20 protein-coding genes are annotated in these 13,943 nt (G+C 64.0%); 19 read left to right on the top strand and 1 reads right to left on the bottom strand.

Features of this window, described 5'->3' with window-relative positions; all coding sequences use genetic code 11:
- The 4 genes from V7E26_RS25130 to V7E26_RS25115 form a co-directional block, all read left to right on the top strand.
- A partial coding sequence (locus V7E26_RS25130; protein ID WP_324421565.1) for a ParB/RepB/Spo0J family partition protein occupies window positions 1-1,608 on the top strand: 1,608 nt, incomplete at its 5' end.
- A 125-nt stretch (window positions 1,609-1,733) separates the two neighbouring features.
- A complete protein-coding gene (locus V7E26_RS25125) occupies window positions 1,734-2,072 on the top strand; it encodes a hypothetical protein (protein WP_211400862.1) in 339 nt (112 codons plus the stop codon).
- Entirely contained in the window at window positions 2,069-2,440 is a 372-nt protein-coding gene (locus V7E26_RS25120) for a DUF2958 domain-containing protein (RefSeq protein WP_211400861.1), read from the top strand. Before V7E26_RS25125 ends, V7E26_RS25120 begins: the two co-directional genes overlap by 4 nt.
- 63 nt (window positions 2,441-2,503) lie before the next feature.
- Window positions 2,504-2,917 (top strand): hypothetical protein, encoded by a 414-nt coding sequence (locus V7E26_RS25115; RefSeq protein WP_211400860.1) that lies wholly within the window; start codon window positions 2,504-2,506, stop codon window positions 2,915-2,917.
- A 437-nt stretch (window positions 2,918-3,354) separates the two neighbouring features.
- On the opposite strand, the gene V7E26_RS25110 is transcribed toward V7E26_RS25115, so the two are convergent.
- The gene (locus tag V7E26_RS25110) at window positions 3,355-3,753 is read right to left on the bottom strand and encodes a hypothetical protein (RefSeq protein ID WP_211400859.1); all 399 of its coding nucleotides are present in this window, start codon (window positions 3,751-3,753) and stop codon (window positions 3,355-3,357) included.
- Between V7E26_RS25110 and V7E26_RS25105 the strand changes: the two genes are divergently transcribed.
- The 15 genes from V7E26_RS25105 to V7E26_RS25035 all read left to right on the top strand — a co-directional run bounded on the left by V7E26_RS25105 (window position 3,752) and on the right by V7E26_RS25035 (window position 13,892).
- The gene (locus tag V7E26_RS25105; protein ID WP_211400858.1) at window positions 3,752-4,063 is read left to right on the top strand and encodes a DUF736 domain-containing protein; all 312 of its coding nucleotides are present in this window, start codon (window positions 3,752-3,754) and stop codon (window positions 4,061-4,063) included. The genes V7E26_RS25110 and V7E26_RS25105 overlap by 2 nt on opposite strands.
- Before the next feature lie 370 nt (window positions 4,064-4,433).
- Window positions 4,434-5,630 carry a DUF932 domain-containing protein gene (locus V7E26_RS25100; RefSeq protein WP_296623817.1) on the top strand — a complete coding sequence of 399 codons (1,197 nt, stop codon included), beginning with the start codon at window positions 4,434-4,436 and terminating at the stop codon, window positions 5,628-5,630.
- A 240-nt stretch (window positions 5,631-5,870) separates the two neighbouring features.
- Window positions 5,871-6,083: a helix-turn-helix domain-containing protein gene (locus V7E26_RS25095; protein ID WP_211400707.1), complete on the top strand. Its 213-nt coding sequence runs from the start codon at window positions 5,871-5,873 to the stop codon at window positions 6,081-6,083.
- A 220-nt stretch (window positions 6,084-6,303) separates the two neighbouring features.
- Window positions 6,304-6,567 (top strand): DNA -binding domain-containing protein, encoded by a 264-nt coding sequence (locus tag V7E26_RS25090; RefSeq protein ID WP_211400706.1) that lies wholly within the window; start codon window positions 6,304-6,306, stop codon window positions 6,565-6,567.
- A gap of 151 nt (window positions 6,568-6,718) precedes the next feature.
- Window positions 6,719-7,042, top strand: a complete 324-nt coding sequence (locus tag V7E26_RS25085) for a transcriptional regulator domain-containing protein (RefSeq protein WP_211400705.1) — start codon at window positions 6,719-6,721, stop codon at window positions 7,040-7,042.
- Window positions 6,954-7,538 (top strand): DUF2285 domain-containing protein, encoded by a 585-nt coding sequence (locus V7E26_RS25080; protein ID WP_296623822.1) that lies wholly within the window; start codon window positions 6,954-6,956, stop codon window positions 7,536-7,538. Before V7E26_RS25085 ends, V7E26_RS25080 begins: the two co-directional genes overlap by 89 nt.
- A 183-nt stretch (window positions 7,539-7,721) precedes the next feature.
- Entirely contained in the window at window positions 7,722-7,964 is a 243-nt protein-coding gene (locus tag V7E26_RS25075; RefSeq protein ID WP_211400704.1) for a helix-turn-helix transcriptional regulator, read from the top strand.
- An 8-nt stretch (window positions 7,965-7,972) separates the two neighbouring features.
- Window positions 7,973-8,836: a replication initiator protein A gene (locus V7E26_RS25070; protein WP_211400712.1), complete on the top strand. Its 864-nt coding sequence runs from the start codon at window positions 7,973-7,975 to the stop codon at window positions 8,834-8,836.
- Between the two features lie 292 nt (window positions 8,837-9,128).
- A complete protein-coding gene (locus V7E26_RS25065) occupies window positions 9,129-9,620 on the top strand; it encodes a DUF2840 domain-containing protein (protein WP_211400703.1) in 492 nt (163 codons plus the stop codon).
- Entirely contained in the window at window positions 9,617-10,177 is a 561-nt protein-coding gene (locus tag V7E26_RS25060) for a S26 family signal peptidase (RefSeq protein WP_211400702.1), read from the top strand. Before V7E26_RS25065 ends, V7E26_RS25060 begins: the two co-directional genes overlap by 4 nt.
- Window positions 10,178-10,212: 35 nt before the next feature.
- Window positions 10,213-10,539: a DUF736 domain-containing protein gene (locus tag V7E26_RS25055; protein ID WP_211400711.1), complete on the top strand. Its 327-nt coding sequence runs from the start codon at window positions 10,213-10,215 to the stop codon at window positions 10,537-10,539.
- 236 nt (window positions 10,540-10,775) lie between these two features.
- Window positions 10,776-11,549, top strand: coding sequence for a lytic transglycosylase domain-containing protein (locus V7E26_RS25050; protein WP_211400710.1), 774 nt, complete (start codon window positions 10,776-10,778; stop codon window positions 11,547-11,549).
- The gene (locus V7E26_RS25045; RefSeq protein WP_211400701.1) at window positions 11,546-11,791 is read left to right on the top strand and encodes a hypothetical protein; all 246 of its coding nucleotides are present in this window, start codon (window positions 11,546-11,548) and stop codon (window positions 11,789-11,791) included. The genes V7E26_RS25050 and V7E26_RS25045 overlap by 4 nt, the downstream gene beginning before the upstream one ends.
- Window positions 11,788-13,524 carry a relaxase/mobilization nuclease domain-containing protein gene (locus tag V7E26_RS25040; RefSeq protein ID WP_056299346.1) on the top strand — a complete coding sequence of 579 codons (1,737 nt, stop codon included), beginning with the start codon at window positions 11,788-11,790 and terminating at the stop codon, window positions 13,522-13,524. The genes V7E26_RS25045 and V7E26_RS25040 overlap by 4 nt, the downstream gene beginning before the upstream one ends.
- Before the next feature lie 113 nt (window positions 13,525-13,637).
- Window positions 13,638-13,892, top strand: coding sequence for a type II toxin-antitoxin system Phd/YefM family antitoxin (locus V7E26_RS25035; RefSeq protein ID WP_056299343.1), 255 nt, complete (start codon window positions 13,638-13,640; stop codon window positions 13,890-13,892).
- Window positions 13,893-13,943 lie beyond the last annotated feature (51 nt).

The raw sequence follows: 13,943 nt of genomic DNA, 5'->3' as shown, positions 1-13,943 counted from the left end.
GAGGAAATCGCGGCCCGCTTCGGCGTCACCGCGCATGTGGTGAAGCAGCGGCTTCGGCTCGGCGCGGTCAGCCCGAGGCTGATGCAAGTCTATCGTGACGGCGGCTTGACGCTCGACCAGTTGAGGGCCTTCGCCATCACCGAGGATCACGCCCGGCAGGAGCAGGTTTACGAGAACCTGTCCTATAACCGCGATCCGTCCTTCATCCGCCGCGACATCATGAAGACCCACATTCCGGCAACGGATCGGCGCGCGATCTTCATCGGTGCGGAAGTCTACACGGAAGCAGGCGGCAACATTGTCCGCGATCTGTTCACGGAGGATCGTGGCGGCTTCTATGAAGACGCCGCGCTATTGGAGCGGCTTGTCATCGAGAAACTGGAAGGCATCGCCGCGCAGGTTCAGGAGGCGGAAGGCTGGAAGTGGGTTTCGGTTCATATCGATTATCCCCACGCCCACGGCCTGCCGCGCACCTATCCGCATCCGGTGAAGCTTTCCGAGGAAGACGAAGCCGCCTGCGCTGTCGCACAGGAGGAATATGACCGCCTGTCGTCGGAGTATGAAGGCGCGGAGGAGCTTCCCGACGACGTGGACCAACGGTTCGGGGAGCTTGAAGCCGAGATCGAGCGCATCGACGCCAAGCGTCATGCTTACGATCCTGACGAGATCGCGCGCGGTGGCGTCTTTGTCGTGCTGTCGCCGGACGGAGAAGCCCGCATCGAGCGCGGTTTCATCCGTCCAGAGGACGAGAAGCCCGAAGCGGAGGAAGCCAGCGATGGCGAAACCGTCATCGATGGCGTGCGCGTCAACGGTGATGGCGAGATCATCGAGGACGGCGACGATGCAGCCGCACATAACGCCGACGACGAGGACGCAGGGGATGACGGCACGCCGCTGTCCGACCTTCTCGTCCGCGAGCTGACCACGCATCGCACCCTTGGCCTGCGGGTCGCCCTTGGCGAGCAGCCGGACATGGCCTTAATCGCCGTCACCCATGCGCTCGCCGCGCAGAGCTTCTATCGCGGCGGTGACGCCCATTGCCTCGACATCCGCACCGTCAGTCCACCCCTTGGCGGACACGCGGACGGCATCGAGGATACGGCGGCGGCAAAGGCGCTCGCGGATCGTCACGCCGGATGGGCGGCGGACATGCCGCGCGACGTGGCGGACCTGTGGGGCTTCATCACCGGGCTGGACCATGCAAGCGTCATGGCGCTGTTCGCGCATTGCGCCTCGCAGACCGTTAACGCGGTGAAAGTGCCTTGGGAGCGCAAGCCGCGCGCGCTTGAGACGGCTGACAAGCTGGCAAGCGCACTTGCGCTCGACATGACCGCGCACTGGACGCCGACGGTGCGAACCTATCTCGGCCGCGTGACGAAGGCGCTCATCCTCGATGCTGTACGAGAGGCCGTCAGCGGTGAGGCGGCGGATCGCATCGCCAGCATGAAGAAGCAGCCGATGGCAGAAGCCGCCGAGCAGCTTCTTGCCGGGACGGGATGGCTGCCGCCGCTGATGCGCACCGCGCCGGTTGCGGAAGCGTCGGGTGGGTCTGTCGAGGACATCGGCGCGACCGAGGCAAGCGAAGGCTTCCCCGAAGCCGCCGAGTGAGCCGCCGCGGCCGGGGTCGCATCGCGCGGCCCCGGCCAGCTTTCTGACATCGCTCGAGAATGTTCCGGCCGCGCCTGACCGGCGCGGCCGGAGACCTCGACCGCACGACAGCAGGACACGAGACCATGAAGACCGATGCAAAACAGCGGGCGACACTGACCCGCATGGAGACGGCGCACGCCGAGACCGCGCGCCACCTTGCCGTCATCGAGCGGCAGGTTGAAGCGCGCGCCGAACGCATGACGACGAGCAGCCGCGTCAAGGCTCGCCAGTTTGGCCGTGCCTCCGCCACCTGGAGCCGCGCCGACGAGCGCGACGTTCAGGCTAACGTCGCGGCGCTGCGCTTTGCGCGGCGCGGCGAGATCGATGCGCTGTCCCAAAAGCTGGCGCGGCAGGCCGGAGCCATCGCGGCACACTGCGTTCGCTGCCGGATCAACGAACCGGCAGGGGAGGGCGTGTCATGATGCCGCGCTTTCCCCGCACCGAAGCCCTGATCCCCGACGAACTGCTGGCCAAGCTGATCGAGAACGGCCGCACCAGCGAGGAGCGTGACGGCTTCGATCCGTTCCCGGTCGTGAAGCTGTTCACGCCTGATGGTGCCGCGACATGGCTCATCACGGAAGCCTGTCCCGAAGGCGAGGACGTTCGCCTGTTCGGCCTGTGTGACCTTGGCATGGGCAGTCCCGAACTCGGCTACCTGATGCTCAGCGAGATCGAGGACGTGCGCGGCAAGCTCGGCCTGCCGGCCGAGCGCGACCTCTATTTCAAGGCCGAACACCGGCTCAGCACCTACGTCAAGCTCGCGTGCCATGCCGGGATGATTGTCGCTTGAAATCGCGATCCGGCGCGTGGTCGTGACGCGCCGCATCGTCTCCATCATAACGGAGGCACCGACATGATCGCGCTAATCGCCGTCATCGTCATGCTGATCGGCATGATGTGTGTCCTCGCCTACACGCTGGCGATTTACGCGCTGCCCTTTATGCTCGCGCTCGCGGCGATGCGCTTCGCCTACGGCACCGGAGCTGGATGGATCGGCGCCGGTATCGTCGGCATTGTCGCTGGCGTTGCATCCTTCGGCATTCTGACCCTTCTGTTTGCCATGCTGCGCGCCCCGATCCTGCGGGTCGCATTGGCGCTCATATTCGCCACGCCTGCCGCCGTGGCGGGATATGCGCTCGTGCATGGCGTCACCGGCGAGGCCGTTCCACCGCTGGTGTGGCGGCAAATCGTCTGCCTCGCAGGGGGCGCATGTGTCGGCGTGGCCGCCGTGATACGGTTGGCAACATCCGCTAGTCCGCAATCCTGAGCCGGTTCGTTGAACGCGGAAGTTATCGGCGCACAAAATATTCCGTGCCGCCCCTGAGCGTGGGCGTCGCCCTGCGGGCCGGGCTCTATGCGCTGCTGCGGCGGCTTCCGAAGCCCCTTGCGGGTCTTCGCCTTCGGTCACGATCCTTGACGCGAAGAGAGGCGGCGGACATTCGCCGGTCGCCCCCGGCTCGCGTCAGCATCGCGTTTGGCGGTCCTAGCCAGCAGCGGAGCGGCAGACGTTCGTCAGATAGAGTTACACCCTGACCTTCGCGCTGGACCATGGTGTCGATCGAGGCCGGGAGCGAGTCGCAGCGGCTTGTGCTGGGAGGGCGCCATTACCTTTGTTGGCGTTTTCTTGCCGTGCCGAACACGATGGCGATGCGAGTGACGGGCGGATGGCCCGGACCTTTCGATTGTCGTCGATGACGGCGACATTCAGGACATCATCGTCTTGCCGTTGAGGTTCGGGTCCGTTCTTGATGGAGCCGAGATAGCCGTGTGCGGCGCGAAGCGAGAAAGTGTGCCTCCGATCGCCATCGCCAGATCGCGGTTTCCTCTGACTGTCCTTTTCAAGCCGCTCCCACGGGCGTCCTCGATTGGTTTGGTCTGACCGAAGACCGGCGACGAAAGCGTCGCCTCGATCTTGAACCTGCAACGTCCGCCGCCAGCTTTTTTCCGCCGCCTTCGGCTTTGCATCGCGAGCCAAAAAAGCTGTCGCCGGCCGCCCTCCACGTTGTTTCGGCCCCAAGGGTGCAGGCCGATCGTCCCCGGTCCGTCGACCATCATCGAGGTCGCGATGGGCGCGGCCCGACCAGCAGAAGGAAACCACGACATGGCTACGATCGGCACTTTCTCCCGCACCGAGAACGGCTACAGCGGCTCGGTCAAGACACTCACCCTCAACGTCAAGTCGGTGAAGTTCGTCGCCGCCGAAGGCGACAACGAGAAGGGTCCGGACTACCGCGTCATCGCCGCTGGAACGGAGTTCGGGGCGGCGTGGAAGAAGACGTCCGACAAGGGCAACGACTACCTCTCCGTCAAGCTCGACGACCCGTCGTTCCCGGCTCCAATCTATGCGAGCCTGGTGGAGAGCGAAAGCGAGGATCTGGCGCTCATCTGGTCGCGCCGTCGCGCCGCCGACTGAGACCGGCCACCAGCGAGGCCCCGCGCAAGCGGGGCTTCGTCATGCTCATATCCGCCACCGCAAGATAAGGAATACGGCGAGCTGCGCTCGCATTGTTCCGATCGGCTGCGGCTGAAGCCCTTGCCGATCGAGTGGGGAACCAAGGGGTCTTACCCCTTGCTCCCCGCAAATGCCGCCTGTTGCGGAGCAGGGCCGCGGCCTCGCAGAACGGCCGATCACCACGTCGGCATCACATCGTCATCCGCTCCGCTCGCCTCGCAGCCTGGCCCCCGCGCGCCGGCATGTGCCCCCTCCATCCCCGCGCGCTCACGCGCCCCCGGAAGGCATGTCGGGGGACATGCCTTCGGCATTAACGGGAAAGGACAGGACAATGAACTTCATCAGCAGCAGCCAGACCCCGCAGGCAGTGAATAGCGGTTTCCGCGTGGACATCTCGCGCGGGCAGCGGATCGGCCGTGTGTCGTCGGAATGGTTCTCTCGCCCGAACGATCAGCGTTATTTGTCGCTCACAGAGCTTTACGATGCCGTGAAGATGCGCGCGGATCGTGCGAAGACCCGCACCGTCGAAAGCCGCGCCGTTCGCGTTGAGGCGAGCAGGGACAACGCCGAGCGGCTTTCGCTGATCGTCCCCGGACAGGACCAGCCGATTTCCCCGACGCATTGGAGCTTTGGGCAGTTGTGCAGCCTTGTCGGCGCACCCGCAACCTATATGCGCCAGCTTGCCGCGCCGCTCGCAGGCATCAACTTACAGCATGGCTTGCTGTCGCATCGCGCCGAGCTTGTGAAGACGCTGGAAGCGGAAGACGGACGCATTGAACTGCGCGCCGTGACCGGACCGGACTACGGCCGCATCTGGGACCATGAGCTTGTCGCCGCCGTGATGAAGATCGCGGGCAACGGCACGGGCGATACCATGTGGAAAGTGCCGGGCGTTTTGGATTGGGCGACCATGACGCACAATCCGTTCGTGGATATCACCAAGGACACCACCACGCTTTACGCCAGCGACCGCGATGTTTTCCTTTTCCTTGTGGACGACACGCACCCCATCGAGGCCGGACGCCTGCCGAACGGCGAGCCGGATCTGTATTTCCGGGGCTTCTATTGCTGGAATAGCGAAGTCGGCAGCAAGACACTTGGTATTGCGTCTTTCTATCTCCGCGCCGTTTGCATGAACCGCAATTTGTGGGGCGTGGAAGGGTTCGAGGAAATCAGCATCCGGCACAGCAAGTTTGCCGCGCAACGCTTCGCCCAAGAGGCGGCACCGGCATTGACCAGCTTCGCCCATTCCTCGCCCGCGCCATTCGTCGACGGGATCAAGGCGGCGCGCGAACATATTGTTGCCCGCACCGATGAGGACCGCGAAACCTTCCTGCGCAAGCGCGGGTTCAGCAAGGCCGAAACCGGCAGGATCATAGAGACCGTGCTTTCGGAAGAAGGCCGCCCGCCCGAAAGCATCTTTGACTTTGTGCAGGGCATGACGGCGCATGCCCGCACCAAGGCGCATCAGGACACGCGCCTGGAACTGGAGGGGAAGGCAAAGACCCTGCTGGAGAAGGCGATATAATCAGCGAAGGCCGCGCCGGTTGCGCGGCTCTCCGCCTTTCAGGCTTTGCACCTTCGGAAAATTTCGCGCCGATCCAGCGTTGCAGATCGGCGGCGCGGCCGTGCGCAGAACACGGCCGCCGCTCGCCGGACTGCGCCCGGCTCGCGATTCACGCACCGACCGGCTAAGGGACGATGACGGCTCGTCGAATACCTAGTATATTGGGTGGAAGTATATTAGGTAGCCGGTGACTCCTCCCGCATGAACTTACGGGAGAGAGTCGCAAGGAACCTGCGTCGGCTGAGACAGGAGAAATCTGTCTCGCAGGAGGAGCTTGCCCATCTTGCCCAGGTCAACCGCAATTACGTCGGCATGTTGGAACGCGAAGAATATGCCGCCTCCATCGATATGCTGGAGAAACTCGCCCTCGCGCTCGACATCGACCCGATCGAGTTTCTGCGCGCCGATACCTGATAACGCGCAGACATCACCGCCCGCCTGCAAAAAAAGAAGATCGTCCTGGATACGGCAATGCCCGCCGCTGGCACGAAAGCGTCAAGTTGTCAGACTATTTATCGCATCTGCGGCATAACATTATTCCGCGTCTGGAGAAGGAATGTCGCCGAAAGTTCGATTGCGGGGGTAACCGGATAATCCAGTTTGAATCTAAAGCGCATAAGTCAGAGGCACGTCGATGACAAAGCCTAACTTCAAGGACAGTCCGCCGCTGACCGATCGGGTGAACGCATATGATGAGGCGCACCTTGCTACCTATCTGCGTCTGTTGGACGCCGCCGAGGAAGGTGCCGATTGGCGCGAGGTTGTCAAAATCGTATTCGGCTTTGACGTGACATCCGATCCCGAACGCGCCAAGCGGATTCATGACAGCCATTTGGCTCGAGCGCGCTGGATGACCGAGAACGGCTACCGTCACCTGCTTGAACCCCGCATGCAGTAAGTTCCGCGACGTCTCTCATCACGACAGCCAAAGTGAATTTGTTGTCCGGTCGAAGAACCCTCTGCATTCCGATTATCTGTCTTGCCGTTTTCCCGGTCTTCGCCATAGACGGAATCATCCCGAAGCCAACGACTGAGGGGGAGGTCGCGTCATGGAGCCGCTGCAAGACTGGCGCTCACCGCAATTCGAGGAACAGTTGAGCCGGCTCGACCGTGGCGGCATCACGTTCGAGTTCCTGCGCCGCAACAAGCAATATCGCAAAGACTATCATGCCGTGGCGGAAGCCGTCGTCTCGGGAAGGCTTGAGAAGCGTGAGGCGATAGCGCGCCTTTCACGCCGCTGGGGGCTGGCCTTTCGCGGCGGACCCCGCTGCATCGGCTTTGGTCGTGCAGCCGATATGGCTGCCGCAGCTCAACCCTGCCACGCTCATTGTCACGGCCGCGCCGGAAGGCTTTGCCGCGCGTTCCTTACCTGACCCCGCAACGCTATCCATTCGCGGAGAACCGAGCAGCGACGGATTGCATGGTGTCGTCGAAGACGTACAAGGCGATCTCGGCGTCTGGCTTCCGAGCGGTGATACGGTCGTACAGGCAGGCGTTTTTCTGCCGTTCGACGAGCATTTCCATTGGCGCAGGAAAAATGCGCTTCGACTCTACCGGCACATCAGTGGCGAGCGATCCGGACCTCCGCCGCGCGAGGAACGCCTGACCCGTTTCCAGCTTCACCGGGCCGCGCTGATGCTGCGCGTATGGGACGGCGTGGAATCCGGCGAGCCGCGTCGTTTGATTGCGAGTATCCTGATCAACGAGAAGGTCAGGACGTTGCGCGCGCTCGACTGGAAGAACGCGCCGGAGCGACGGCGGCTGGCCCGCATTCTTGCCGCCGCCCGTGAACGCATCGAAGGCGGATATCTGCGCTGGCTCGCTCCCCGGGCGAGACACCAGCGGCACAATGTTGATCGCAAGACCTGACACGTCATCCCGATCCTGATGCGCAGCGGCCCGGCCATCGGCACCCACGCATGTCGCGCCAGGCGGGAAGGGGGGACACTTCTGTTAACGGCTACGAATTTCGTCACTCCTCCGAGCCGCGAATTTTTCGCCATCGTCGCACCCGACTCGCCGCCGTGATGGCGGCTGCGACGGAGGTCCGCAATGCTGGAGAAGACCGATAAGAATTGGCCGCGTTTCGTGCGAACGCCCGAGGCTGCGCGCTTGCTCGATCTGTCTCCTCGCACGTTGGAGAAACACCGCTGCGACGGCACCGGGCCGGTCTATCACAAGCTCGGCGGCCGCGTGGTCTACGCCGTCGCCGATCTTGAGGCATGGGTTGACGGTTGCGCGCGGCAGTCTACTTCGGAATCCGCGGCTGGTCATGCGGCCGGCACTGCGCGCTGAGCATCGCTATGTCGGCGAGCCGCTCATACGACAGTCAGCAACTCGAACTCTTCCGGGCGCGCGCCGGTGACATCGCTGCCCGCGACGCGCAGGACTTGATGTCCTGGCCGTTCTTTTCCCTCGCCAAAGTGCGTCGTGTGACGCCGATCGACTTCCGCATGGGCGAGGTATCGATCCGCGTCGAAGCGACCGCGGAGCACGGCATGGCCACGATCTGGGACGCCGACGTGCTGATCTGGGCCGCCAGCCAGATCGTCGACGCGCGCGACCGCGGGCTGCGCACGTCGCGCCTGATGGCCGCCACACCGTATGAGATCCTCACCTTCGTCGGCCGCAGCGATTCCGGCCTGAGCTACGACCGCCTGAAGGCGGCGCTCGACCGGCTGCAATCCACCACCGTCGTCACCTCGATCCGCCAGCCGTCCGAGCGGCGGCGGCACCGCTTCTCGTGGATCAACGAATGGAAAGAACGTCTCGACGCGACCGGCCGACCGCTCGGGATCGAATTGATCCTGCCGGACTGGTTCTATGCCGGCGTTCTCGACGACGCGCTGATCCTCACCATTGACCGTGCCTATTTCCACCTGACCGGCGGGCTCGAGCGCTGGCTGTATCGCCTCGTGCGCAAGCATGGCGGCCGGCAGACGCACGGCTGGAGCTTCGATCTCCCGCACCTGCATCTGAAGTCCGGCAGCCTGTCGCCGCTGCGCCGTTTCCGGTTCGAGCTGCGCGCCATCGTCCAGCGCCAGCCGTTGCCCGGCTACCACCTGACACTGATCGACGATCCCGACGGCCGGCAGCGCCTGATCTTCCGGCCCGCGGGTTCCGACTGCACCGTTGCGCCGCTCCAGCGGCAGGGAGGCGTGCGATGAACATGGCACGCGCCGGTGCAAAAGGTGTGGATGGACCCGTACTATTGGGAACGCCGACACCCGTACTATCAGGAACGCGAGTCCCGTACTATTGGGAACGCGCGCGCCTCTTAACTGTCTGGCGCGACAAGGCGGATTTGTCCCCCTCTAACTTTCCTAACTCAAAGTCCTTCGGACTTTTGCTAACGCGGCACGCCACCTCGCGGAATTGTGGACGCGGGACTATCGCACGTCCGATCGGTTGCGACTGCCTTAACATCATCGTGTCGCGCTTCGTCCGAGGGTTGCGGCCATGACGGCAGACCTGCGCGCGAGCGGACCAACCGACCACACGCTGGTCGAACTGACGTGGCGCGAAAAGCGCATCGAGCACCGTATCCGCTTCGGGCACATCGTCGACGAACAGCGTCTCGACCGCCATCGACGCATCGTCAGTTTCGTGCCCGGAAGTATCTTCGCCTTCGTCCGTTGGGCGGCCAATGAATACGGCACGATCATCTCGCGGATCGACATCCTGCGCACCGTGACGACCGGCGAGCCGTATCAGACGCTGCCGTTCGTGCGCCCCGGCGGCGACATCCTGTTGCGGATCAGCGGATGGCCGAAGGTGCAGCGCGTGCTGGCCGCGATCGACGCGATCGAAGCGCTCGATATCGATCCCGCTGACGTTGCGCCAGAACACTGGCGGCATCTCAACCATCGCATCAGCGTCAACGAACCGTTCCGCATCTACAGCCCCGAGCAGCACCGCGCCTGGCTGTTGCGGCGCGAGGTTTCGCCATGATCTGGCGCCACATGACGTTGCTGTCGATGCTTGCTGGCGCAGCTTTGATCGTCGTGCCGGCCTGGAGCCGGCCGGACATCCGGTTCATCTGGAACGCATCCACGAGCGTGCCGATCGGGCTCTACCGCATCGTTCCCGGCGACCAGGTCGACGTCACCGATCTCGCCGTCGTCATGCCGCCCGCGGAGCTGGCGGCATTTCTCGACGAACGTCGCTATCTGCCGCGCGGCCTGCCTCTCATCAAGCGGGTCCTGGCGCTCGGCGGCACGACGATCTGCCGGCGCGGCAGCGCCATCATCGCCTATGACGGAATCTACGGACAGGCGCTCGCGCGCGACACGCGCGGCCGACCGCTGCCCGACTGGCAAGGCTGCCGCACGCTTCATGACGGCGAAGCCTTTTTCATGAATTGGGACAGCTCCGACAGCTTCGACAGCCGCTACTTCGGGCCGCTTCCCATCACCACCATCATCGGTCGCGCCATTCCCGTCTGGACCACCGGTGCCGCCGATCCGGCCGCGGAATTCCTCCGTGCGCCGGTCTCCGACGAGCCGTAATGGCTCGCTTCTCCAACCAGATGAGGATCATTGCAATGACTCAGATTGGAGCGTTCACCCGCAAGGAAGATGGCTTCTTCGGCCGCGTACGCACACTCGTTTTCGACGCCGAGGTGTCCATTCTTCCGATCGATGAATCCGACACCGAGAATGCGCCAAACCATCGCGTCTTCTGTAACGGCATGGAAGTTGGCGCGGCCTGGGATCGCACCGGCGACCGTGCCGGTGCGTACCTCTCCGTAACCATCGACGATCCGATCTTGAACCAACCCATCCGCGCTCGCCTGTTCGAGTCCGACACCAAGAAAGATGTGTGGAACCTGCTCTGGACGCGGCGGAAGAAACAGGAAGGCGAGGGGTGACGGCTATGCGGTGCCGGCGCTCGCGCGACCGTTCTCCTGCAATCCCCTTGATCGATCGAGCGCCCATCAATCCCCTCGACCCGATCGCTCACAGCGCGGCCGTCGCGCGCAGCGCAGGTCAGGGGCGTCGGTCAGTTTTCCGGGTGCGCGGCATGTCGTCGGACGATGCCCGTCCGGAAAACGCCAGCCGGCGGCGCAGCCTTGCCCTTGAGCGAAGCGAGCACGATGGCAAGCTGATGGCGGTTCGGGACGGCGGCTTTCGCGCCACGCTGTCGTCGATCATCGTCATGCTGTCCGCATGTTCCGTGATCGCGTGCTCGACAGCGGACGCGACTGCGGAGCCGCCGTTTGCGTCTCCTGCGACGCGCGTAAAGTCCGCTGCTCCATCGCGCGATCCGTGGGCCGCGCACATCGCCGAGGCGGCCAAACGCTTCGCCATTCCCGAGCGCTGGATACGCGCGGTCATGGCCGTCGAAAGCACGGGGAATAGGACCGCACGATCGCCCAAGGGCGCGATGGGCCTGATGCAGATCATGCCGAAGACATGGAACGAGCTGCGCAGGCGTTACGGTCTCGGCCACGACCCTTGGCAGCCGCGCGCCAACATTCTGGCCGGCGCGGCCTATCTCCGCGAAATGCACGATCGCTATGGCTCGATGGCCGCGATGCTCGCCGCTTATAACGCAGGTCCGAGGCGCTATGATGCGCACCTTGCGAGCGGCCGCGCACTGCCGGCCGAGACTGTCGCTTACGTCGCGAAGATCGCGGCGATGATCGACGGCAAGGTCCCTGTGATGCGCTTGGCCGGCGCCGCCTCGCGCAAATCCTGGTCGCTTGGGCCGATCTTCGTCGTGCGATCTAGTGTCCACCATGATGGCGAGTTCGGGGCGGTCGATCGTCCTTCCGGTCGACCATCGAGCGCGCCTTCGATCGTCGATCTGTCGGCGCTCATGCCACCGTCCGATGGCCTCTTCGTGCGAAGACTGCGCGCAGATGGAGAACAGCGATGAGCATCGAGTTTCCACGCTTCACGGCGTGCGCAATCGTAGAGATGGCGGAGGGCAGCGGGTCAGGCCAGGCAACAACTGTGGGAAGGCAAGATAAAAAGCCGCACATCGCGGCTTGGACGGTCGGTTGTTTTGCTTCTGCTTTTTCCGATTTTTTGCACATCGTGGATCGTCGTCACGATGTGCGCGTCTTTATTTTCGCGAATGATTTCAGTGAATATCGCACATCGCGAGTTCAGCTATGACACGCGATGACGATTTCCATGTTCGCCCAGGGCGCATCCGCTCATCGCGAGCGCAGCGCGCCTTGCCTTTTGTCGCTCAGGCGCTCGCCGCCGCGCAGAGGGCCGGCGGCCGCATCTCGCGCTCCGGCAAGATCACCGCGGGCCGCGGCCCGCATTTCGCGCGCGGCCGCGTCGCAAGCATCCGCGCCAATCGCTTCATCACCAGCCGCACGCGATTCTGCACCGTCAAGGCGCTCGTGGTCCGCAACAAGAGTCCGCGCGGTCCGCTCGCCCGTCATCTCAACTATCTCCGCCGTGATGGCGTCACCCGTGACGGCGAGCGCGCGAAGATGTTCGGCCCGGAGACCGACGACGCCAACGTCAAGGAGTTCACCGAGCGCTGCAAGGACGACCGGCACCACTTCCGCTTCATCGTCTCGCCCGAAGACGCGAGCGATATGGAGGATCTGAAGCGGTTCACCCGCGAACTGATGGCGCAGGCCGAAAAGGATCTCGGCACGAAACTCGAATGGGTTGCGGTCGATCACTGGAACACCGACAACCCCCACGTCCATGTCATCGTGCGCGGCCGCGCCGATGATGGTCGCGACCTCGTGATCGACCGCGACTACATCAAGAGCGGGATGCGCGATCGTGCGCAGGATCTCATCACCCAGGAACTTGGACCGCGCACCGATCTCGACATCAGCCGCGCGCTGAGCCGTCAGGTCGAGGCCGAGCGCTGGACCCAGCTTGACCGCCAGCTTGTCCGCGACGCCAACGAGCAGGGCGTCATCGACGTGGCGCCGTCACCGGACCGGCAGCCCGACGCATACCTGACGCAAAAGGTCGGACGCCTGCGCCACCTCGAACACCTCGGCCTTGCCGAGACCATCGGCTCCGGTCAGTGGATCATCGCCAAGGAGGCGGAATCGACGTTGCGCGACCTCGGCCAGCGCAACGACATCATCAAGCGGATGCACCGCGCCCTCGACGAGCAGGGCATCGCACGTGGCGCGGCCGACTATGTCCTGGCCGGCGAGGCGCATGGCGCCCCGATCATCGGCCGGCTGGTCGAACGCGGCCTCGACAACGAATTGGTTGGGACGGCCTATGCCGTGGTGGACGGCGTCGACGGCCGCACCCACCACATCAAGCTCCAGGACATCGAGTCGGCCGGCGACAGCGCGCCGGGCTCGATCGTGGAATTGCGATCCTTCGAGGACGCGAAAGGCGAGCGCCGTGTCGCACTGGCGGTCCGATCCGACCTCTCCATCGAGGCGCAGGCGACGGCGAACGGCGCGACCTGGCTCGACCGCCAGCTAGTCGCTCGCGACCCCGTTGATCTTGGCGGCGGCTTCGGTCTGGAGGTGAAGCAGACGATGGAGGCCCGCGCCGCACATCTGATTCAGGATGGCATGGCGCGGCGCGATGGCGAGCGCATCCTATTCAACCGGAACCTGATCGGTACGCTCCGGCAACGCGAGCTGGACGCGCTCGGCGACACGCTCGCGGCCGAGACCGGTATGCCATTCCAGAAATCTGCTGAAGGTGAATTTGTCGCCGGCACGTACAGCCGGCGCTTTGCACTCGCGTCTGGCCGCTTCGCCATGATCGACGACGGCCTCGGCTTCAAGCTGGTGCCATGGACCCCGTCGATCGAGAAACATATCGGGCGGCATATTTCCGGGGTGGCCCGCGCCGATGGCGGCGTCGATTGGTCGTTTGGTCGCAAACGGGGGCTCGGGCTGTGAAGGCTAGGGTGCGCGGACCCGTGGCGGATGGGCATGGTCGCTGCCCAGCGGTTTGATCTTGAAATCCAGACTGGCCTGGCCTATGTAGGTACTTGCCTACATGGAGGTGCGTCGTGACCATCACCACTCTTTCCAGCCGCGAGCTGAATCATGACGTCAGCAGCGCCAAGAAGGCCGCACAAGACGGCCCGGTCGTCATCACCGACCGGGGCAAGCCCTCCCATGTGCTGATGACTTATGACGAGTTCTGCCGCCTCAGCGGCAAGCGCTGCCGTTTGACCCAAGCCCTCGCCATGCCGGGCCTGTCGGACATCGACTTTGATCCGCCGCGTGTCGAGATCGCGCCGCGCGGGGTCGATCTGTCTTGAATTATCTGCTCGACACCAACGTGGTTTCTGAACTGCGCAAGATCGGCGACG

Origin of the sequence: Bradyrhizobium sp. (assembly GCF_036735945.1) — a bacterium.
GTDB lineage: Bacteria > Pseudomonadota > Alphaproteobacteria > Rhizobiales > Xanthobacteraceae > Bradyrhizobium.
Note: the sequence above shows the minus strand (reverse complement) of the source record. Positions and strands in the feature narration are given on the sequence as shown.